Source organism: Pseudomonas sp. CC6-YY-74, from assembly GCF_002025205.1.
Lineage (GTDB): Bacteria > Pseudomonadota > Gammaproteobacteria > Pseudomonadales > Pseudomonadaceae > Aquipseudomonas > Aquipseudomonas paeninsulae.
Genome location: NZ_CP019947.1, coordinates 2,469,877 through 2,489,492 on the forward strand (window position 1 = coordinate 2,469,877; position 19,616 = coordinate 2,489,492).

Below are 19,616 nucleotides of genomic sequence, written 5' to 3' on the forward strand. Positions count from 1 at the left end.
ACTAGGCATTCGCCGTTGGAGTGACTATGGGCGCAGTTTTTTCTGGAAAAAATCCTGAACATCAGATACTCATATCGGCGTTCCCGATGTATCGCGATACCGGAGGTTTGGGTGATCCAACTGCATGATGTCGACCTGAAACTACTCAGGGTCTTCGCCACCATCGTCAAGTGCGGCGGCTTTTCCGCGGCCCAGGCGGCGCTCAATGCCGGCCAGTCGACCATCAGCGAACAGATGAGTCATCTGGAAACCCGCCTCGGGGTCAAGCTCTGCCAGCGCGGGCGCAGCGGCTTTCACCTGACCGAGCAAGGCGTGGCGGTCCACGAGGCGACCCTGCGCCTACTAGGGGCGGTGGAGAATTTCTGCCTGGATGCCGACGTGCTCAAGCAGCACATCAGCGGCCAGCTCAACCTGGGCATCATCGACACCACCATCACCGATCCCGACTCGCCGCTGCCGCGCACCACCCAGCGCTTCGTCTCCCGCGGGCATGACGTGCATCTCAACGTCTATATAGGCGCGCCGGCGGAACTGGAGGAGCGCGTGCTCGACGGTCGCCTGCACCTGGCGGTGGGGCACTTCCCCATCCATGTGCCCGGGCTGTCGTATTCGGCGCTCTACCAGGAGGCGTTGGGGCTGTATTGCGGTCGCCGCCACCCGCTCTTCGCCAGCCAGGCCGAAGGCGCCAAGCTGCTCGAGGAAATCCGCGCGAGCCGCATCGTCGCCCGCGGCTACATGCAGCACTATGACCTCGAGCAACTGGGCGTGAGCAAGGCGGCGGCGACGGTGGACAACATCGAGGCCCTGGCCATCCTGATCATCTCCGGTGCTTACCTCGGTTTCCTGCCGGTGCACTTCACCGCGCAATGGGTCAAGAGCGGCGACATGCGCCAACTGGCGGCAAGCCAACTGCAGCTGATGTCACCATTCGACGTGATCACCCGGCGCGGCATGGCCGCGCCACCGATCCTGCGCGCCTTCCTCGAAGACCTGGCGACCTGCTCACCCACCGCCAATCACGCTTGAAAACCGCAGCAACCGCTGCGCCTCGTCCGGCGCCCAGCTGATCCGGGCATGGCTTGAGCAGAAAAAAGGCGACCCGTGGGTCGCCTTGTGCATGCTGTCAGGCTGCTAGGCCAGCTCGCCGCGCAGCTGCCGCGCCGCCGCCACCATATTCACCAGCGCCGCTTCGGTTTCCGCCCAGGCGCGGGTCTTCAGGCCGCAGTCCGGGTTGACCCACAGACGCTCGACGGGGATGCGCTGCGCCGCCTTGCGCAGCAGCTTGAGCATCTCGGCGCTGTCCGGCACCCGCGGCGAGTGGATGTCATAGACCCCGGGCCGATATCGTTGGGGTAATCGAAGGCCTCGAAGGCCTGCAGCAACTCCATATCCGAACGTGAGGTTTCGATGGTGATCACGTCGGCATCCATGGCGGCGATGGACTCGATCACGTCGTTGAACTCGCTGTAGCACATGTGGGTGTGGATCTGCGTTGCGTCGCGCACGCCGCAGGCAGCCAGGCGGAAGGCCTCGGTGGCCCAGTCCAGGTAGTCCTGCCACTGCGCCCGGCGCAGCGGCAAACCCTCGCGGAACGCCGCCTCGTCGATCTGCACGATCTTGATCCCGGCCGCTTCCAGGTCAACCACTTCGTCACGAATCGCCAGCGCCAGTTGCCGCGCCTGCTGCTCGCGGGAAATGTCGTCCCGCGGGAAGGACCACATCAGCATGGTCACCGGGCCCGTCAGCATGCCTTTCATCACCTTGCTGGTGAGGCTCTGGGCGTAGCGAGTCCACTCCACCGTCATCGGTCGCGGACGACTCAGGTCGCCATAGATCACTGCCGGCTTGACGCAGCGCGAACCGTAGCTCTGCACCCAGCCGAAGCGGCTGAAGGCATAGCCGTCGAGCTGCTCGGCGAAGTACTCGACCATGTCATTGCGCTCGGCCTCGCCGTGCACCAGCACGTCCAGCCCGAGGTGTTCCTGCACCGCGACGGCATGGCGGATTTCGCGGTGCATGGCCTCGGTGTAATCGCTGGGCGACAGCTTGCCCTGCTTGAACGCCTGACGCGCCAGGCGGATCGAGGCGGTCTGCGGGAAGGAGCCGATGGTGGTGGTCGGCAGCGCCGGCAGTTGCAGGCGTGCGCGCTGCTGCTCGATGCGTGCGGCGAACGGCGAACGGCGCTGGCTGTCGGCCGCGGTAATGGCCGCCAACCGCGCCTGCACCGTCGGTTTGTGGATACGCGGCGACTGCGCGCGGCTGGCCTGCACGGCGCGGCTCTGCGCCAACGCGGCCTGCACCTTGGCGTTCTGCGGGTCATTCAGGGCAGTCGTCAGCAGGGCGACTTCCTCGCACTTCTGCACGGCGAAGGCCAGCCAGCTTTTCAGCTCCGCATCCAGTTGGTCTTCACGGCCCAGGTCGACCGGGCTGTGCAGCAACGAGCAGCTCGGCGCCACCCACAGGCGATCACCCAAGCGCTCCTGCGCCTGTTGCAGGATGGCCAGGACTTTTTCCAGATCGGTGCGCCAGACGTTGCGCCCGTTGACCACACCGAGCGACAGCACCTTGTAGGCCGGCAAGCGATCGAGAATGCTCGGGAACTGCTCGGGGGCGCGGACCAGGTCGATATGCAGGCCGTCGACCGGCAGGTTGGCGGCCAGGCCGAGGTTGTCTTCCAGGCCGGCGAAGTAGGTGGCGATCAGCTTCTTGCCCGGCTCACGCTGCAGCAGGTTGTAGGCGCGTTCGAAGGCATTCTTCCATTCTTGCGGCAGGTCGAGCGCCAGGATCGGCTCGTCGATCTGCACCCACTCCACACCCTGAGCGGCCAGGCGCTGGAGGATCTCACCGTAGACCGGCAGGAGCTTTTCCAGCAGATCCAGTCGGTCGAAACTATCGGCCTCAGAAGCAGCGCCCTTGGCCTTGCCCAGCCACAGGTAGGTCAGCGGGCCGATCAGCACCGGCTTGATCTTGTGCCCGAGGGCGTGCGCCTCATCGACCTCCTCGAACAGTTGCTCCCAGCTCAGCTGGAACTGCTGGTCGGCACTGAACTCGGGGACCAGGTAGTGATAGTTGCTGTCGAACCACTTGGTCATCTCTTGGGCATGGGCACCGCCACAGCAGCTGTTGTGGCTAACGCCCCGCGCCATGGCGAACAGGGTATCCAGGGTCGGCTTACCGCTGTGCGGACGGAAGCGCTCGGGGATCACACCGAAGGTCAGCGAGTGAGTCAGCACCTGGTCGTACCAGGCGAAGTCGCCGACTGGCAGCAGGTCGATACCGGCGTCCTTCTGCAGCTGCCAGTGGGCGGCGCGCAGCTGGCGGCCGACCGCGCGCAGGCCGGTTTCGTCCAGCTCGCCCGTCCAGTGAGCCTCCAGGGCTTTCTTCAATTCACGGTCGCCGCCGATACGCGGGAAACCCAGGGAATGGGACAGGGCCATGTCGAAACGCTCCATAGATAAACAAGATGGTGGGTATTCTCCGCAAGCCTGCATCGTGAGACAAACTCAACATATTCGTCTTGATCTATAGTTTTACTCATGTAGGCTGGATGACCCTGCTTTCATCCAGCACGTGCAAACACCTCCCGTGATGGATGGGTTAAGCCACATCCACCCTACCCTGCCGCCGAGGCCGCCATGCTCGAATTGCGCCACCTGAAAACCCTGCACGCCCTGCGCGAAAGCGAGAGCCTGGTCGACGCCGCCGAACGCCTGCACCTGACCCAGTCGGCGCTGTCGCACCAGTTCAAGGAGCTGGAGGAGCGCCTGGGCATGCAGCTGTTCGTGCGCAAGACCAAGCCGGTGCGCTTCACCAGTGCCGGGCTGCGTTTGCTGCAATTGACCGATGCGGTGCTGCCGCTACTGCGCGGCGCCGAGCGCGATCTGGCGCGGCTGGCCGGTGGCACCGCCGGGCGCCTGCATATGGCCATCGAGTGCCACAGCTGCTTCCAGTGGCTGATGCCGACCATCGACCAGTTCCGCGATGCCTGGCCGGAGGTGGAGCTGGATCTGGCCTCGGGCTTCTCCTTCGCCCCGCTGCCGGCCCTGGCCCGTGGCGACCTCGACCTGGTGGTGACCAGCGACCCGCTGGAATTGGCCGGCATCACCTATGTGCCGCTGTTCACCTACGAGGCCATGCTCGCGGTGGCCAACCAGCACCCACTGGCCGCCAAGTCCTTTATCCAGCCCGAAGACCTGGCCACCGAAACCCTGATCACCTACCCGGTGGAGCGCGACCGCCTGGACATCTTCACCCGTTTCCTCGAACCGGCCGACGTCGAGCCGGCCCAGGTGCGCACCTCGGAGCTGACGGTGATGATGATGCAACTGGTGGCCAGCGGCCGCGGCGTCTGCGGCCTGCCCAACTGGGCGCTGCACGAATACAGCTCGCGCGGCTACGTGACGGCCAAGCGCCTGGGCGACAAAGGCCTGTTCGCCACCCTCTACGCCGGCATCCGCACCGACATGCTCGATTCGCCGTTTATGCGCGACTTCCTGCTCACCGCCAAGGACACCTCCTTCGCCAATCTGGAAGGGGTCAGCGTGGCGCGCTGAGCCCGCAGCCGCAGGGTCTTGCACGTGCCCCTGCCCTGGCGGGTTACACCCGCCCTACCACGGTAGCCAGCTAGGCTCCGGCGGACATACCATTTCCCCGGATTGCATCCAGGCTACAGCTCACGCGCTCGCCCGAGCGTGCGCCGGCGCATCAAGCGATAGGCCGCCGGCATCCCGACCATAGCCGACTGCCCGCGCACACTACCGGCGCCACGCTCGGCGCCCCCAGGGCTTTGCCCACTCCACACTCATGACCTGGATCAATCGCGCTTAGCCGTCCCTGGGCTTTAATCAGTACAACAGCGCGAAACAAATGCGGAAGCCGATTTCATGATCCAAGCGATGCGCAGCCACCATAGAGGGTTCGCCAGGAATCTGCTGGCGCTCTGGTTCGTGCTGCTTTTCGCCTGCGCCTTCTCTCACGTGCAGGCCGCAGCCAGCAGCGCGATGGCTGCAGCCTCGCTCAGTTTGCTCAGCCACAGCCCTGCGCACATCGACCAGGGCGATTCCCAGCATGACCAAGGAGCAGCGGATACCCACTGCTCCTTGCAGAACGCTCCGTTCAACCAACAACTGTTGGTGGTCCTGGCATTCACAGCCCTGTTCGGCCTGGCCAGCAGCGCCGGCCTGCTCAGCGACTTGAATCGCCAGTGCAGCAACTTGCTGCCCGTGCCGCGGCTCAGCCCCGGCCTGCCCACGCCCGTGCGCAAGCACCTACATCGCTATAACGAGTAGCGCACTCTGCCCCGCTGAAATCCGCAGCCTTACTGCGACAGCCACATCGGCCGCTACCTGGAAGCCCGCGCCAAGGGCCGCGCCTCCCAGGCTATCGACAAGATGCTGACACCGGGGCCAAGCGCGCAGTGCTGCTGCGCGATCGCCAATTCCCTACTACTGAAAAGAGCCACCCTGAGCACCATCCGCAACACTCATTAAACCAAGCAGGAGAACCACCATGAGCACGTTCACTTACCAGACCCTGACGGCTATCGCCCTCACCGGCGCGCTACTGGCCACACCCTCTTTCGCCGCCGAGGAGCACCACCCCGAACAACTGGCGCAGAACCACCAAAGTGCCCCAATGGGACAAGGCATGAGCCAGGGCATGGGACAAGGCATGGGCATGATGGACATGTCCAAGATGCACAAGATGATGGAGCAGATGCACGCCGCCAAGACTCCGCAGGAGCGTCAGAAGATTCGTGGCGAGCATCGCCAGGCCATGCAGTCGCAGATGGGCATGATGCGCAACCGCATGCAACAGAGCCAGTGCCCTATGGCCAAAGATGCGCCCATGCAGCAGCAATGCATGCGAGATATGCACGAGAACATGCAGAACATGCTGCAGATGATGGAACAGATGCTGGAAAGCCAAGCCATGCCAAACGGCCAATGAGCCTGGTGTAGCGCCCAGCCCCGCCATGTTCACGCGGCCGCAAGCGTTGCCTTGGCGCCTTGATCTACCCTCTACCTTGGCGCGGCGATGTGGCTCATGGTCTCACTGCCGCCCGCCTTTTGGGCGCAACCGGCCTTGGGCCGGAACCCGAGCAGGTTGCCTATGGCACGGGAGTAGGCTCCAAGGTCGGCGATCCTTCAACCGGGATCAATGGTTGCGAACATATCGAGCGCGGGTGTTTGGGGACGGCCGCAGTAGGCCTGTGTTTTTCACCAGTTCTCACTCCAATGGCTGACCGGCCTTGGCGATCGCGCGCCAGGTCGCGCCGGCGTCCTGCGACAGGTAGAGGTCGCGCTTGAAGGTGGCCATTGCCCACTCCTGCAATTTGGCCGGATTCTGCGCGAGGTAGGCGACGGCATCCTCGCTCAGCTCGGGCACGCCGAGCGCGGTGATCTGGCGTGTCTGCAAATCCAGCCTGGATAGTTTTGCCGCGCTGCCGTAACTGCCGAACCATAGGCTGTTACCGTCAAGGCTGAAGGTGGCACTCACCACCTGTTCGCCCTGACTGAGCGGTACAAAGCGCTGGCCCGCATCGCGCGACAGGTACAGGCCGGCACCTGTTGCCACTGCAACCATGCGCTCGTCACGCGGGTGCACCGCCAGGGCGGTCGGCGCCTGGCTAACTCCCTGCGCGGCAGCGCGCCGCCAGTCGGCGCCGTCGTTGCGGCTGTAATACAGGCCGGGGGCGCTCATCCGCGAGTTCGGATGCCCGTTGTAGACATACAACGTTGCGCTGTCGAAGCCGCTGGCCAGCAGGTGAAAGTCCGCCTCGCCCTGCAAACCCAGCGGCTGCCAGCTGCGTCCGTCATCGCTGCTCTTGATCAGGCCCAAGGGGTTGGCGAGGCGGCTGCCAGGGGCCGGGTGGCCACTGCTATAGATCGCCCGTCGCGTCACCGCATAGCTCATGTAGTCGTGTTCCGCTCCGGCGGCCTTGCGCCAGCGCCCCTCAGCGTAGACGGCCAGCCCGTGGTGACTGGGAATTAACAAGCGCTGGCCATCCGGGCTGAACGCCAACCCGTGCACATGGGTGAGGGTTATTGCCGGGTCGCCACAGGCGGCGAGGATGGCGAAAGCAGCCAGCAAGCCGAGCGCCGCCACACGCCGTAGAGTCGGCCTGAGGTATGGGGTCAAATCTCCCCGAGCATTGAGGATTTTCTTCATGTTATTTCTCCCAAAGGGATGGTTGCTGCGGCGGGGAGACGCCGCCGACGCATCAGCCGATAGGCCGCCGGCAAGACGAACAGCGACAGCAGCGGCGCGCTGAGCATGCCGCCGACCATAGGCGCGGCGATGCGGCTCATCACCTCGCTGCCGGTGCCGCTGCCGAGGAGAATCGGCAACAGGCCGGCGATGATCACCGCCACCGTCATGGCCTTGGGCCGTACCCGTTGCACCGCGCCTTCGCGAATCGCCTCGATCAGCCCCAGCTCGCTGCTGTCGCCGGCTTCCTCGCGTTCGGCCCAGGCGTTCTTCAGGTAGAGCAGCATGATCACGCCAAATTCCGCCGCCACCCCGGCCAGGGCGATGAAACCGACGCCGGTGGCCACCGACATGTGATAGCCGAGCAGGTAGAGGAACCAGACCCCGCCGGTCAGGGCGAACGGCAGGGTGGCCATGATCAGTGCGGCCTCGCTGAAGCGGGCGAAGCACAGGTAGAGCAGCACGAAGATGATCAGCAGCGTGGCCGGTACCACCAGCTTGAGCCGCGCATTGGCGCGTTCGAGAAACTCGAACTGCCCCGAATAGCTCAGGCTGATGCCTGGCTGCAACTTCACCTGGGCATCGATCGCCGTGCGCAGGTCGGCCACCACCGAGGCCAGGTCGCGGCCGCGCACATCCACATAGACCCAGCCCGTGGGCCGCGCATTCTCGCTCTTGAGCATCGGCGGGCCGTCGCTGACCTTGATCCGCGCCACCGTGCCCAGGGTGATCTGGCTGCCCTGCGGGGTGTAGATCGGCAGTTGTTCGAGGCGACTCAAGGAGTCGCGCCATTCACGCGGGTAACGCACGCTGATCGGGAAACGCGCCAGCCCTTCGATGGTCTCGCCAATATTCTCGCCGCCAATCGCGCTGGACACGATCGATTGCACATCGGCGATGTTCAGGCCATAACGCGCCGCCGCCGCCCGGTCGATATCGACGTCGATATAGCGTCCGCCGGTCAAGCGTTCGGCCAGGGCCGAACTCACGCCGGGTACGTTCTTGGCGACTTTTTCGATGGCCAGGGTGGCCTCGTCGATCTGCGCCAGGTTGGTGCCGGCGACCTTGACCCCGATCGGGCTCTTGATCCCGGTGGCGAGCATGTCGATGCGATTGCGGATCGGCGGAATCCAGATATTGGTCAGGCCGGGCACCTGCACCACCCGGTCCAGTTCCTCCACCAGCTTGTCCGCGGTCATGCCGGCACGCCACTGCTCACGCGGTTTGAACTGGATGGTGGTCTCGAACATCTCCAGCGGCGCCGGATCGGTAGCGGTCTCGGCGCGTCCGGCCTTGCCGAACACATGGGCGACTTCCGGTATCGTCTTGATCATCCGGTCGGTCTGCTGCAACAGCTGCGCGGCTTTTTGCGCGGACAAGCCGGGCAGGGCCGAAGGCATGTAGAGCAGATCACCTTCATCCAGCGGCGGCAGGAACTCGCCGCCCAACTGCGACAGCGGCCACAGCGTGCTGAGAAACACCAGCAGCGCGACCAGCAGGGTGGCCTTGGGCCAACGTAATACCGCATCCAGTGCCGGCTGGTAGATCCTGATCAACCAGCGGTTCAGCGGGTTACTCGCCTCGTCGGGAATCCGTCCGCGAATCCAGTAGCCCATCAACACCGGCACCAGGGTCACCGACAGCCCCGCCGCCGCCGCCATGGCATAGGTCTTGGTGAAAGCCAGCGGGCCGAACAGCCGGCCTTCCTGGGCCTGCAGGGTGAACACCGGAATGAACGACAGGGTGATGATCAGCAGGCAGAAGAACAGCGCCGGGCCGACTTCCACCGCCGCGTCGGTAATCACCCGCCAATGCTGTTCGCCCTTGAGCTCCTCGTCCGGATGTTGCTCACGCCAGGCCTCGATCTTCTTGTGCGCGTTTTCGATCATCACCACCGCCGCATCGACCATGGCGCCGATTGCAATGGCGATGCCGCCGAGCGACATGATGTTGGCGTTGATGCCCTGCTGCTGCATCACGGCGAAGGCGATCAGTACGCCGACCGGCAAGGACACAATCGCCACCAGCGAAGAACGCAGATGCCAGAGGAAGGCCGCGCAGACCAACGCCACGACGATGAATTCCTCCACCAGTTTCTCACCCAAATTGCGCACCGCACGGTCGATCAATTTGCTGCGGTCGTAGGTGGTGACGATCTCCACCCCTCCGGCAGGCTGCTTTTCAGCTGTTCGAGCTTGGCCTTGACCGCGGCGATGGTGCTGCGCGCGTTCTTGCCGCTGCGCAGGATCACCACGCCGCCGACCACCTCGCCCTCGCCATCCAGTTCGGCGATGCCGCGACGCATCTCCGGCCCCAACTGGATATGCGCCACCTCGCCGAGCGTTACCGGCACGCCGCCGGCATCCAGGCGCAGCGGGATGGTGCGAAAGTCGTTGAGGCTTTGCAGATAACCCGAGGCGCGCACCATGAACTCGGTTTCCGCAAGTTCCAGCACCGCGCCGCCGGTTTCCTGGTTGGCCTGGCCGATGGCCGCCGTCACCTCGGCCTGGGTGATGCCCAGGCTGGCCAGCTTGATCGGGTCGAGTTGCACCTGATATTGCTTGACCATGCCGCCGATGGTCGCCACTTCGGCGACGTTGGCCAGGGTTTTCAACTCGAATTTGAGGAACCAGTCCTGCAGCGCACGCAACTGCGCCAGGTCATGCTTGCCCGTGCGGTCGACCAGGGCGTACTGGTAGATCCAGCCGACCCCGGTAGCATCCGGTCCCAGCGACGGTTTGGCGCTGTCCGGCAGGCGACTCTGGACCTGGCTGAGGTATTCCAGCACCCGCGAGCGCGCCCAATACAGGTCGGTGTCGTCATCGAACAGCACATAGACAAAGCTGTCGCCAAAGAACGAATAACCGCGCACCGTCTTCGCCCCCGGCACCGAGAGCATGGTGGTGGCCAGCGGATAGGTCACCTGATTCTCGACGATCTGCGGCGCCTGGCCCGGGTAGGGCGTGCGGATGATCACCTGCACGTCGGACAGGTCCGGCAAGGCATCGATCGGTGTGTTCTGCACCGACCAGACGCCCCAGGCGGTGGCGAACAGGGTCGCCAGCACCACCAGGAAACGGTTGGCCACCGACCAGCGGATCAGGGCAGCAATCATGGCTGCATCTCCTGGTGTCCGTCATGCGTGTTATTTTCCTGGGGCGTGGCCGCCAGGTGCTCGATGCGTTCGATCAACATGCCATCGTCATTGGCGCGCACGCCGACCCGTACCCGATCACCGGCCGCGAAGCCCTCCAGCAGCGCCTTATCGGCGACCGGAAACAGCATGCTCATACCCGGCATGCCCAGGGTCTTGAATGGGCCATGGGTGAGCATCACGCCGTCCGCTTCGATGGCGTCGATCTGCCCTTCGGCTTCATGCAGCGCCGCTTCCAGCTTGACCTCAGTCGCCGGGGCGCCCAGTTCCTGAACCATGATGCCGCGCAGGCTGGCCTCGGAATCGAGCAGGAACTGCCCGGAGGCGACCACCTGCTGGCCCTCTTCCAGCCCTTCGAGGATCTGGGTATTGCCCTCGGCCTCCTGACCCAGGCGCACTTCCACCGGGCGGTAACGCCCCTCGCCTTCGGCCAGCATCACCAAGGCGCGACGACCGCCGCGGAGCACCGCCTCGCTTGGCACCAACAAGGCATCGCGCTCGGCCGGGCGGGTCAGGCGCACCTGCGCGGTCAGGCCTGGACGCAGCCGGCCATCGGGGTTGGCCAGTTCGACCCGCACGCGCAGGGTGCGACTGTCGAGATTGGCCTGGGGCAGAATGGCGTCGATGCTGCCGCTGAGCACTTCGCCAGGAAATGCCGGCAAACGCGCTTCGACCACCTGACCTTGGTGCAGGCCCAGGGCCTCGGCCTCGGGCACCGCCACGTCCAGCCACACACTGCGCAGACCATTGATGGTCGCCAGGGTGTCACCCGCCATCAGGCTCATGCCCTCGCGCACGTTAAGTTCTTGCAGCACGCCGGAGATGGGGCTGGTCACGGTCCACAGCGCCTGGACCTTGCCGCTGCGCTCGAACTGGGCGATCAGCGCCGCCGGCATGCCGGCCAGACGCAGGCGCTGGCGCGCCGCCGCCAGCAGAGCGGGATCGCCGGCATCACGCAGGGCCAGATAGTCTTCCTGGGCGCTGACCCACGCGGGCACCAGCAGGTCGGCCAGTGGCGCGCCGACCTCGAGTAGGTCCTCCGCGGCACGCGCGTAGACCCGCTCGACGAAGCCGTTACTGCGCGCCTGGACCACGGCGATGTCGCGGCTGTTGAAGGTCAGGTTGCCGACCACCTCCAGACTGTTGGCCAGCGCTCCGCGGGTCACTGGCGCCAGGCGCATGCCGAGATTCTGGGTGATGCTCGCATCGATGCTGACGGCGGCGTTGTCGCCGCCCTCCTCGGCATAGCGCGGCACCAGCTGCATATCCATAAACGGCGACTTGCCCGGCTGGTCGAATTTTTGCTGCGGCATCATCGGGTCGTACCAATAGAGCACCTCGCCCTTATCTACCTCCTGAGCAGCCGGGGCAGCCTCGGCGGTGATCGAGCTGTGCCCGGCACTCAGCGACTGTTGGGCGAGCCAGTAGCCGCCGGCCGCGCCGATACCCAGCACCAGGGTGGCCAGCAGCGCACCTTTTGCGATTCGAGCACTCATTGGCTAATCCCTGCGTAAGCGAAATACAGGCGGGCGCTGGTCAGCGCGCGCGCTTGGGCAAAGTCGATGTGTTTCAGGCGTGTCTCGATCAGTTCACGCCGGGCGGCGATCACGCCGGCCAGCTCACCGGCACCGGAGCGATAGTCGGCCAGGGTCAGCGCGACCTTTTCCTCGGCCAGCGGCACCAGGCTGTCCTGGCTGCGGCGCAGCGCACGTTCGAGCCTCTGGTACTCGGCCAGATCATCGGCCAGCTGCTGCGCATGTTCGCGTTCGCTGGCTTCGCGCTCGGCCTCCAGCTGACTCAGCTTGGCCTGTTTGGCGGCGATTCTGGGGTTCTGTCGGGAGCCAGGAAACAGCGGCAGATCGAAGCTGAACTGCACGCTCATCATGTCGCCGAAGGCCGGGTCGCGTTTCTGGTAGGCCAGCTGCCAGCTCCAGTCGGATTTCTTGTCCGCCACGGCCTGGCGCACCTCGGCTTGCGCCTCATCGGTCATGGGCTCGAATAGCGCCAGCTCAGGATGGCGTTGCAGGTTGTGCTGATAATGCTGGGCATCCACCGGCCAGTTTGGCAGGCGACCCGCCAAAGGTTCATCGGCGCGCGGGCCGATCCAGCGCCGCAGGGCGGCGCGCTGCTGCGTCCGGCTTTGCAGCAATTGGTCTTCCTGCTCGGCCAGCAGCGCCGCTTCCTGCCTCGGTCCGACGCTGTCGGCCGCCTGACCGCGGCCACCGGCGAGGCGGGCGCGCACGGCTTTGACCAGAAGATCGTTTTCGGCATAGAGAGTCTGGAACAGCGCCAGCTTCTCCTCGACGGCGAGCGCCGAAATCCAGGCCAGCGCAGTTTCCCGGCGGACCTTGAGCAATTCGACCCGTTGCTCCAGCGTAGCGCGCTCGATCCCGGCCTGGGCCACCTCCACCCGCGCCCGGCGTTTGGCGCGGTTGGGCACCTCTTGCATGACTCCGACCATCTGCATGGTCATGGGCTCGCGGTCGAAGCGACCACGGTTGTCGCCCTCGATCGGCACGTTCTGCAGCCCCAGCAACAGCTTGGGATCGGGCAACTCGCCGGCGGGTATCGCCGAGCTACGCGCCGCCTCGACTTGCGCGGCTTGTGCCGTCAGCGAGGGCGCTTCACGTTCAGCCTGGCGCAGGGCTTCGTCGAGAGTCAGGGCCGCGGCCGGCTGGCTGAGCAAGGCAGTCGCCAGTACCCCGGCCGCCAGGCGCCCAAGGAGGGGGGAAATGTTGGACATGCACGTGATTCCTGTCGATATCCCGCGCCCCATGGGACGCGCAATGGCCAGCGGGCAGCCGGGGCCGCACAGTGGGGTTTACAACGGAGCAGGAATCAGGCGCGCGGGGGGCGCCAGGGGGCGGTTAGCGGCCGCGACGGAAGTACGGCCTGGGCATGCAGCAGGGAATGAGAGGAAACCGGCAGCAGTTTGAGCTTCAGCCGCTGACTGTCAGCCAACGGCAGGCCGGCAGTCGGGCATTTAGCCATATCCGGGCACAACTGACCGTCAGCCTGCATCGTCGCCTCGTCACAGCAGTCAGTCAGCTGTGCCGCCTTCTGGCCCATCGGGCAGGGCGCGCCGACCAGCAGCGAACCCGCAAGGCTCTGCAAGGGCAGAACCAAGGCCAGGAGTAGCACTAGACAGAGACGACGAAAGGCATTCATGCCGCGCAGTCTAGCCCCGCGCCGGGCTGTGGACAATTGATAAGGATCAATTGGCCACACTCTATTGACCTGCCTTGACCTGCATAAGGTTGCGCCGCGCAAGCCCAAGGGCTGCGGCCCGCGACCTTACGTCAACAGAACCGGGTCGAGGCTGACAGCGGGCCTATACTTTTTTCTCCAGCAACCTGGACTGGCGAGCTGCAGTGTTGGCAAGTCGGCCCCGCACCCGCAAGAGGAGCAGACCATGACCATCCGCATTGGCGACGAAGCCCCCGACTTCAGCGCCGAAACCACCGAAGGCCCCCTTCACTTCCATGAGTGGATAGGCGACGGCTGGGCCATCCTGTTTTCCCATCCCAAGGACTTCACCCCGGTGTGCACCACCGAACTGGGCTACATGGCCAGGCTCAAACCCGAATTCGACAAACGCAACACCAAGATCGTCGGTCTCAGCATCGACCCAGTCAGCGATCACCGGGCCTGGGTCGGCGACATCGAGGAAACCCAGGGCCATGCGGTCAACTACCCGATGATCGGCGACCACGACCTCAAGGTGGCCAAGCTGTACGACATGATCCACCCCAACGCCAGCGGCGGCCCGCGCACCGCGGTGGACAACGCCACGGTACGCTCGGTATTCATCGTCGGCCCAGACAAGAAGGTCAAGGCCATGCTGATCTACCCCATGAGTGCCGGACGCAATTTCGACGAGGTGCTACGCCTGCTCGACTCGCTGCAACTCAACGCCAAGCACGCGGTGGCCACGCCGGTGAACTGGAAACCGGGCGACGATGTGATCATCCCCACCTCGGTGTCCGACGACGAGGCCAAACGCAAGTACCCGCAGGGCTTCAAGACCCTCAAACCCTATTTGCGGGTGGTGGCGCAACCCAAGTAACGGCGGTGGCCGAGGTGGGAAACCCGCTGGGTTTTCCACTAGCGGCGGGCACAAGCTGTGCTGCGGCGTAATTACCGGCTGGTATTGGCTGGCGAGCGCGGGGTCGGCTGGATGACGCTTGGTTCATCCACCCCCGCGACCTGGTGGATGGAGCGTCCGCTGTCGCAGCTCTTACAGAGAATCCCGCCGTCGCCAAGCACTGTTACAACTGCGCGCTTGCTCGCCGTGACCGACAGTCATAGCATGACCGTCAGTCACAGCCAGACAAGTTCCTGCCCATGCGCCTTCAAGACCAACTCTTCCTGCAGCGCGAAAGCGTCCTCCTCGACGCCGCGCGCCTGCTGTTTCGCCAGCAACCCTGGGATCGGGTGACCATCGCCGAAGTGGCGACCCAGGCCGGTATCGGCAAGGGCACGGTGTACAAGCACTTCCCCAGCAAGGAGGCGCTCTATGCCCGCCTGGCGCTGGACATGAGCCGGGCGAATCTCGCTGACCTGCGCGCCTTGCATGCCACACAGCCGCCGCACCTGGCCATGCGCCAGGTAATCCGCCGCGCCTTCGAGCAGATGCTCGCCGACCCGATCCTGGCGCAACTGTGCCAACACTGCGACCGCCCGGCTTTTCAGGAGCGGCTGGATGCGCCCTGCCGCGAGCAGTTCCTGCTGCTGGAACGCGACTACATAGACTTCTTCGGCCAGCTGCTGCACGCCACCTTCGATGATCGCGTGCTCTGCCCCGCCGACTGCCAGTACCTGTTGTGGGGCGTGGAGGCCTGCGTCAACGGGGTGATGGCACGCATCGCCTCCGGCGGCTTCGAGCACTGGGCCGAACCCATTGCCCTGGGCGACTACTTCGACCGCGTCACCGATTTCATCATTGCCGGCCTGCGTGGTCAGGCCGCCAGCCTTTGCGCCCTACCCGCCAACCACGAGTAACCGCTCATGTTCCGTCAAGTGTCCAAACGTCCGTGGTTGATCGCCGTCGCCATCAGCGTCTTGCTGCTGCTCTGGTTGCTCAGCGGTTCGCTGTTCAAGGCGCAGAAAGTCGCCAGCGCCGATCAACCTGCCGTGGAGCAGGGTCTGGCGAAAGTCGAGATCCAGTGGCTGGAGGCCCAACCGATGCAGCGCCAGCATGTGGTCCAGGGCCAGGTCGAAGCCTGGCGCCGGGTCGAGTTGCGCGCGCAGATCAGCGCCAGCGTGGCGCGCCTGGATCGGGACAAGGGCCAGCCGGTCGAACAGGGGCAATTACTCCTCAGCCTGTCGCCAGACGACCGCACCGCCCAGGTGGCGCGTAGCGAAGCCGAGGTGCGCCAGCGCGAGACCGACGTCAGCTCAGCCAAACGCCTGCGCGAACGCAACCTGTTTTCCGCCAACGAACTGCTGCGCCTGGACAGCGAGCTGGCCAAGGCCCGGGCCGAACTGGCAACGGCCCGCCTGCACCTGCGCAACACCCGGATCGAGGCACCCTTCGCCGGGGTCTATGACGCGCGCCAGGTCGAACTGGGCGACTTCGTTCAGCCCGGTCAAAGCCTGCTGACCCTGGTCGATATCAGCCAGCTCAAGGTCAGCGCACAGATCGCCCAGCAGCAAGTGACCCAGCTGACCCTCGGCCAGCAGGTCGCAGTGCAACTACTCGACGGCCGCGAACTGAGCGGCGAGCTGCACTTCATCGCCGCCGCCGCCGACCCCGACTCGCGCAGTTTCCGCATCGAGGTACGGGTCGACAATCCCAAGCGGCTGCGTCTGGCCGGAGCCAGCGCCACGCTGCATATCCAGACCGGCGAGGCCATGGCCCATCGCCTTTCGCCGGCGTTGCTCAGTCTCGATGAGGACGGCCGCCAAGGGGTGAAGTGGGTCAACCAGCAACAACGGGTCGAGTTCACCCGGGTAGCGCTGATCAGCGTCGATAACCAAGGCGCCTGGGTCAGTGGCCTGCCGCCGCGGGTCGCGCTGATCACCCTCGGCCAGGGCTTTGTCGAGCCCGGCCAAGAAGTGCTCAGCCAACTCGCCAAAGAGGGCAGCTGAAATGCACGCCCTGATCGCCGCGGCGCTGGACCGCAGCCGCACCAGCCTGCTGCTGCTGGCCTTCCTGATCATCGGCGGCCTGGCCGCCTATGTCGCCATCCCCAAGGAAGCCAACCCGGACGTCAGCATCCCGATCATCTATGTCTCGGTGGCATTGGAAGGCATCAGCCCGGAAGACGCCGAACGCCTGCTGGTGCGCCCGCTGGAGCAGGAATTGCGCAGTCTCGAGGCGGTCAAGGAAATGCGCTCGATTGCCAACGAAGGCCGGGCCTCGGTGACCCTGGAGTTCGATGCCGGCTTCGACGCCAAGGCGGCCCTGGTCGATGTGCGCGAAAAAGTCGATACCGCGCGCAGCAAACTCCCGGAAGAAGCCGATGAACCAATAGTCACCGAAGTCAACGTGGCGCTGTTTCCGGTACTGTCGATCGGACTGTCCGGGCCGATCGCCGAAGCGCAACTGGTGTATGTCGCCCGCCAATTAAAGGAAAACATCGAAGGCATCGCCGAGGTGCTCTCGGTGGAGATCGGCGGCGACCGCGAAGACCTGCTGGAAATCGTCGTCGATCCGCAGGTACTAGACAGCTACGGCATCGACTACAACGAGCTGTTCAGCCTGGTCAGCCGCAACAATCGCCTGGTTGCCGCCGGCAGCCTGGACACCGGCGCCGGGCGCATGAGCATGAAGGTGCCCGGGGTCATCGAGGACCTGCAGGATGTGCTGTCCATGCCGATCAAGGTGGTCGGCGACAGCGTGGTGACCTTTGGCGATGTCGCGACCATCCACCGCACCTTCAAGGATCCAACCGGCTTCGCCCGGATCAACGGCCAGCCGGCCATCGTCCTCGAAGTGGCCAAGCGCAGCGGCGCCAACATCATCGCCACCATCGAACAGGTCAAGTTGCTGATGGCCCAGGCCCAGCCGTTGCTGCCCGAAGGCCTGCACGTCAGCTACATCATGGATCAGTCGCAACAAGTCGAAAGCCTACTTGGCGACCTGCTCAACAACGTGATGACCGCCATCGTCCTGGTGCTGATTCTGGTGATCGCCAGCATGGGCCTGCGCTCGGCGCTGCTGGTCGGCCTGACCATTCCCGGCGCCTTCCTGACGGGCATCCTGCTGATCTGGACGCTCGGTTTCACCCTCAACATCGTGGTGCTGTTCAGCCTGATCCTGGTCGCCGGCATGCTGGTGGATGGCGCCATCGTGGTCTCCGAGCTGGCCGACCGTAACCTGCACCAGGGCCAGAACCCGCGCCAGGCCTGGGCCAATGCGGCAACGCGAATGGCCTGGCCGGTGATCGCCTCCACCGCCACTACCCTGGTGGTATTCCTGCCGCTGTTGTTCTGGCCCGGGGTGGTCGGCCAGTTCATGAAATATCTGCCGGCCACGGTGATCGTCTGCCTGCTCGCCTCCCTGGCCATGGCCCTGGTGTTCCTGCCGGTGCTTGGCGCGGTGACCGGCGGACGCCCGCAACCGCTGCCGAGCACGCCCAGCCGTGGCGCCCAGGCCTACCGCAAACTGCTCGACAAACTGCTGCACCGGCCGGGCCTGACCCTGCTCGGCATACTCGCACTGGTTGCCCTGATCTATGTCGGCTACGGCCGTTTCAACCATGGGGTGGAGTTCTTCCCCGAGGTCGAGCCGGAAAATGCGCAGATATGGCTGCGCGCCCGCGGCGACCTGTCGGTGCAGGAAAAGGACGCCCTGCTGCAACAGGTCGAACGCCGCCTGCTTGGCATGAGCGAGGTCAAGGCGCTGTACGCCCGTTCCCTGGCCCAGCCGGACGGCCAGCTCGGGGTCGACGTGATCGGTACCCTGCAGTTCCAGTTCGTCGATTGGCATGAGCGCCGTCCAGCCCGGCAGATTCTCGCCGACATGCGCCAGCGCAGTGCCGACATTCCTGGCGTGGTCCTGGAGTTCCGCGAGCAGGACCAAGGTCCCAGTGGCGGCAAGCCGGTCAAGCTGCAGATCAGCGCCCTCGACCCGGTCAAGGCCGATCAATTTGTCGATAAGCTGCGCGCCAGCATGCTCACCCTCGGCGGTTTCAAGGACATCGAGGATGACCGCGCCCTGCCCGGCATCGAGTGGCGGGTCAAGGTCGATCGCGAGGCCGCAGCGCGCTTCGGCGCCGACGTATTGAGCGTCGGTAACGCCGTGCAGATGATCACCAATGGCCTGAAACTGGCGACCTACCGGCCGGAAGACGCCACCGACGAGGTCGACATCCGCGTCCGCCTGCCCGGTAACTGGCGTTCCCTCGACCAGCTGGGCCGCCTGACCCTGAACACGCCAAGTGGTCAGGTACCGCTGGCGAACTTCGTCACACTCCAGCCCGCGCCCAAGGTCGGCACCCTGCACCGGGTCGACGGCAGCCGCACCATCACCCTGCAGGCCGATCTGGCCGACGACGCGCGCCTGGATGAACGCCTGCAAGCCTTGCGCGAAGCCATGGGCGAACTGCCGGCGGACATCCAGCTGAAATTCGCCGGCGAGGATGCCGACCAGCGCGAGGCCGCAACCTTCCTGGCCACCGCCTTCGGCGTGGCGATCTTCCTCATGGCCCTGATCCTGGTGACCCAGTTCAACAGCATCTACCAGGCCCTGCTGGTGCTGTCCGCCATCGTCCTGTCCACCGCTGGAGTACTGATGGGCCTGCTGGTCAACGGTCAGTCGTTCGGTATCGTCATGGTCGGCATGGGCCTGATCGCCCTCGCCGGGATCGTGGTCAACAACAACATCATCCTCATCGATACCTATAACCAGCTACGTCGCCAGGGTCTGGAGCCACGCGAGGCGGCCCTGGAAACCGGCAGCCTGCGCCTGCGTCCGGTATTGCTGACTGCGGTCACCACCATTCTCGGTTTGCTGCCCATGGTCCTGAGCGTTAACGTCGATCTGTTGACGCCAAGCTTGGGCGTAGGCGCGCCCTCGACCCAGTGGTGGACCCAGCTGTCCAGCGCCATCGCCGGCGGCCTGAGCTTCGCCACCGTGCTGACCCTGCTGCTGACCCCCTGCCTGCTGGTGCTCGGCTCGCGTTTCGAACGCCGCCCGCCGCCGCTGGAAACCTACGACGACGACCTGCTCGATTTACCGGAACACTTGCTCGCACCGCGGCCGGGCAAAGCCCGTCTGCGCAGCAACTAGGCGCAACTAAAAGGAGCA

General features: G+C 65.0%; 12 protein-coding genes and 2 pseudogenes. 8 read left to right on the top strand and 6 right to left on the bottom strand.

Going from position 1 to position 19,616, the window contains the following annotated elements; all coding sequences use genetic code 11:
• The first annotated feature begins 111 nt into the window (after positions 1 to 111).
• Entirely contained in the window at positions 112 to 1,026 is a 915-nt protein-coding gene (locus B2D37_RS11315) for a LysR family transcriptional regulator (protein WP_079202781.1), read from the top strand.
• Positions 1,027 to 1,131: 105 nt separating this feature from the next.
• On the opposite strand, the pseudogene metE reads toward B2D37_RS11315, so the two are convergent.
• A pseudogene (gene metE, locus B2D37_RS11320) lies at positions 1,132 to 3,437 on the bottom strand (5-methyltetrahydropteroyltriglutamate--homocysteine S-methyltransferase).
• 198 nt (positions 3,438 to 3,635) lie between these two features.
• Here metE and metR point away from each other — a divergent pair.
• The 3 genes from metR (at position 3,636) to B2D37_RS11335 (ending at position 5,949) form a co-directional block, all read left to right on the top strand.
• A complete protein-coding gene (gene metR, locus B2D37_RS11325; RefSeq protein ID WP_079202782.1) occupies positions 3,636 to 4,553 on the top strand; it encodes a transcriptional regulator MetR in 918 nt (305 codons plus the stop codon).
• A gap of 330 nt (positions 4,554 to 4,883) precedes the next feature.
• Positions 4,884 to 5,288: a hypothetical protein gene (locus tag B2D37_RS11330; protein ID WP_079202783.1), complete on the top strand. Its 405-nt coding sequence runs from the start codon at positions 4,884 to 4,886 to the stop codon at positions 5,286 to 5,288.
• A 220-nt stretch (positions 5,289 to 5,508) separates the two neighbouring features.
• Positions 5,509 to 5,949: a hypothetical protein gene (locus B2D37_RS11335; RefSeq protein ID WP_079202784.1), complete on the top strand. Its 441-nt coding sequence runs from the start codon at positions 5,509 to 5,511 to the stop codon at positions 5,947 to 5,949.
• A gap of 279 nt (positions 5,950 to 6,228) precedes the next feature.
• Here the strand turns inward: B2D37_RS11335 and B2D37_RS11340 are convergent, their stop codons facing one another.
• From B2D37_RS11340 to B2D37_RS11360, 5 genes and pseudogenes are all read right to left on the bottom strand, one after another.
• The gene (locus B2D37_RS11340) at positions 6,229 to 7,170 is read right to left on the bottom strand and encodes a F510_1955 family glycosylhydrolase (protein ID WP_256573179.1); all 942 of its coding nucleotides are present in this window, start codon (positions 7,168 to 7,170) and stop codon (positions 6,229 to 6,231) included.
• 95 nt (positions 7,171 to 7,265) lie between these two features.
• Positions 7,266 to 10,324 (bottom strand): annotated as a pseudogene (locus B2D37_RS11345) (efflux RND transporter permease subunit); the annotation flags it as partial.
• Positions 10,321 to 11,859, bottom strand: coding sequence for an efflux RND transporter periplasmic adaptor subunit (locus B2D37_RS11350; protein WP_079202785.1), 1,539 nt, complete (start codon positions 11,857 to 11,859; stop codon positions 10,321 to 10,323). The pseudogene B2D37_RS11345 and the gene B2D37_RS11350, both read right to left, overlap by 4 nt.
• On the bottom strand, positions 11,856 to 13,106 hold the full coding sequence (locus tag B2D37_RS11355; protein WP_079202786.1) for a TolC family protein: 1,251 nt from the start codon (positions 13,104 to 13,106) through the stop codon (positions 11,856 to 11,858). Before B2D37_RS11355 ends, B2D37_RS11350 begins: the two co-directional genes overlap by 4 nt.
• Positions 13,107 to 13,201: 95 nt before the next feature.
• Positions 13,202 to 13,531, bottom strand: coding sequence for a hypothetical protein (locus B2D37_RS11360; RefSeq protein WP_154067081.1), 330 nt, complete (start codon positions 13,529 to 13,531; stop codon positions 13,202 to 13,204).
• A 244-nt stretch (positions 13,532 to 13,775) separates the two neighbouring features.
• Between B2D37_RS11360 and B2D37_RS11365 the strand changes: the two genes are divergently transcribed.
• The 4 genes from B2D37_RS11365 (at position 13,776) to B2D37_RS11380 (ending at position 19,598) form a co-directional block, all read left to right on the top strand.
• On the top strand, positions 13,776 to 14,429 hold the full coding sequence (locus B2D37_RS11365) for a peroxiredoxin (RefSeq protein WP_079202788.1): 654 nt from the start codon (positions 13,776 to 13,778) through the stop codon (positions 14,427 to 14,429).
• A 278-nt stretch (positions 14,430 to 14,707) separates the two neighbouring features.
• On the top strand, positions 14,708 to 15,364 hold the full coding sequence (locus B2D37_RS11370; protein WP_079202789.1) for a TetR/AcrR family transcriptional regulator: 657 nt from the start codon (positions 14,708 to 14,710) through the stop codon (positions 15,362 to 15,364).
• Positions 15,365 to 15,370: 6 nt separating this feature from the next.
• Positions 15,371 to 16,453: an efflux RND transporter periplasmic adaptor subunit gene (locus B2D37_RS11375; RefSeq protein WP_079202790.1), complete on the top strand. Its 1,083-nt coding sequence runs from the start codon at positions 15,371 to 15,373 to the stop codon at positions 16,451 to 16,453.
• A 1-nt stretch (position 16,454) separates the two neighbouring features.
• The gene (locus B2D37_RS11380) at positions 16,455 to 19,598 is read left to right on the top strand and encodes an efflux RND transporter permease subunit (RefSeq protein ID WP_079202791.1); all 3,144 of its coding nucleotides are present in this window, start codon (positions 16,455 to 16,457) and stop codon (positions 19,596 to 19,598) included.
• Positions 19,599 to 19,616 lie beyond the last annotated feature (18 nt).

Excerpts from the sequence above, each read along its gene's own strand:
- metR (WP_079202782.1), top strand. The coding sequence starts at position 3,636 with ATGCTCGAATTGCGCCACCTGAAAACCCTGCACGCCCTGCGCGAAAGC.
- B2D37_RS11330 (WP_079202783.1), top strand. The coding sequence starts at position 4,884 with ATGATCCAAGCGATGCGCAGCCACCATAGAGGGTTCGCCAGGAATCTG.
- B2D37_RS11335 (WP_079202784.1), top strand. The coding sequence starts at position 5,509 with ATGAGCACGTTCACTTACCAGACCCTGACGGCTATCGCCCTCACCGGC.
- B2D37_RS11340 (WP_256573179.1), bottom strand. The coding sequence starts at position 7,170 with ATGAAGAAAATCCTCAATGCTCGGGGAGATTTGACCCCATACCTCAGG.
- B2D37_RS11350 (WP_079202785.1), bottom strand. The coding sequence starts at position 11,859 with ATGAGTGCTCGAATCGCAAAAGGTGCGCTGCTGGCCACCCTGGTGCTG.
- B2D37_RS11355 (WP_079202786.1), bottom strand. The coding sequence starts at position 13,106 with ATGTCCAACATTTCCCCCCTCCTTGGGCGCCTGGCGGCCGGGGTACTG.
- B2D37_RS11360 (WP_154067081.1), bottom strand. The coding sequence starts at position 13,531 with ATGAATGCCTTTCGTCGTCTCTGTCTAGTGCTACTCCTGGCCTTGGTT.
- B2D37_RS11365 (WP_079202788.1), top strand. The coding sequence starts at position 13,776 with ATGACCATCCGCATTGGCGACGAAGCCCCCGACTTCAGCGCCGAAACC.
- B2D37_RS11370 (WP_079202789.1), top strand. The coding sequence starts at position 14,708 with ATGCGCCTTCAAGACCAACTCTTCCTGCAGCGCGAAAGCGTCCTCCTC.
- B2D37_RS11375 (WP_079202790.1), top strand. The coding sequence starts at position 15,371 with ATGTTCCGTCAAGTGTCCAAACGTCCGTGGTTGATCGCCGTCGCCATC.
- B2D37_RS11380 (WP_079202791.1), top strand. The coding sequence starts at position 16,455 with ATGCACGCCCTGATCGCCGCGGCGCTGGACCGCAGCCGCACCAGCCTG.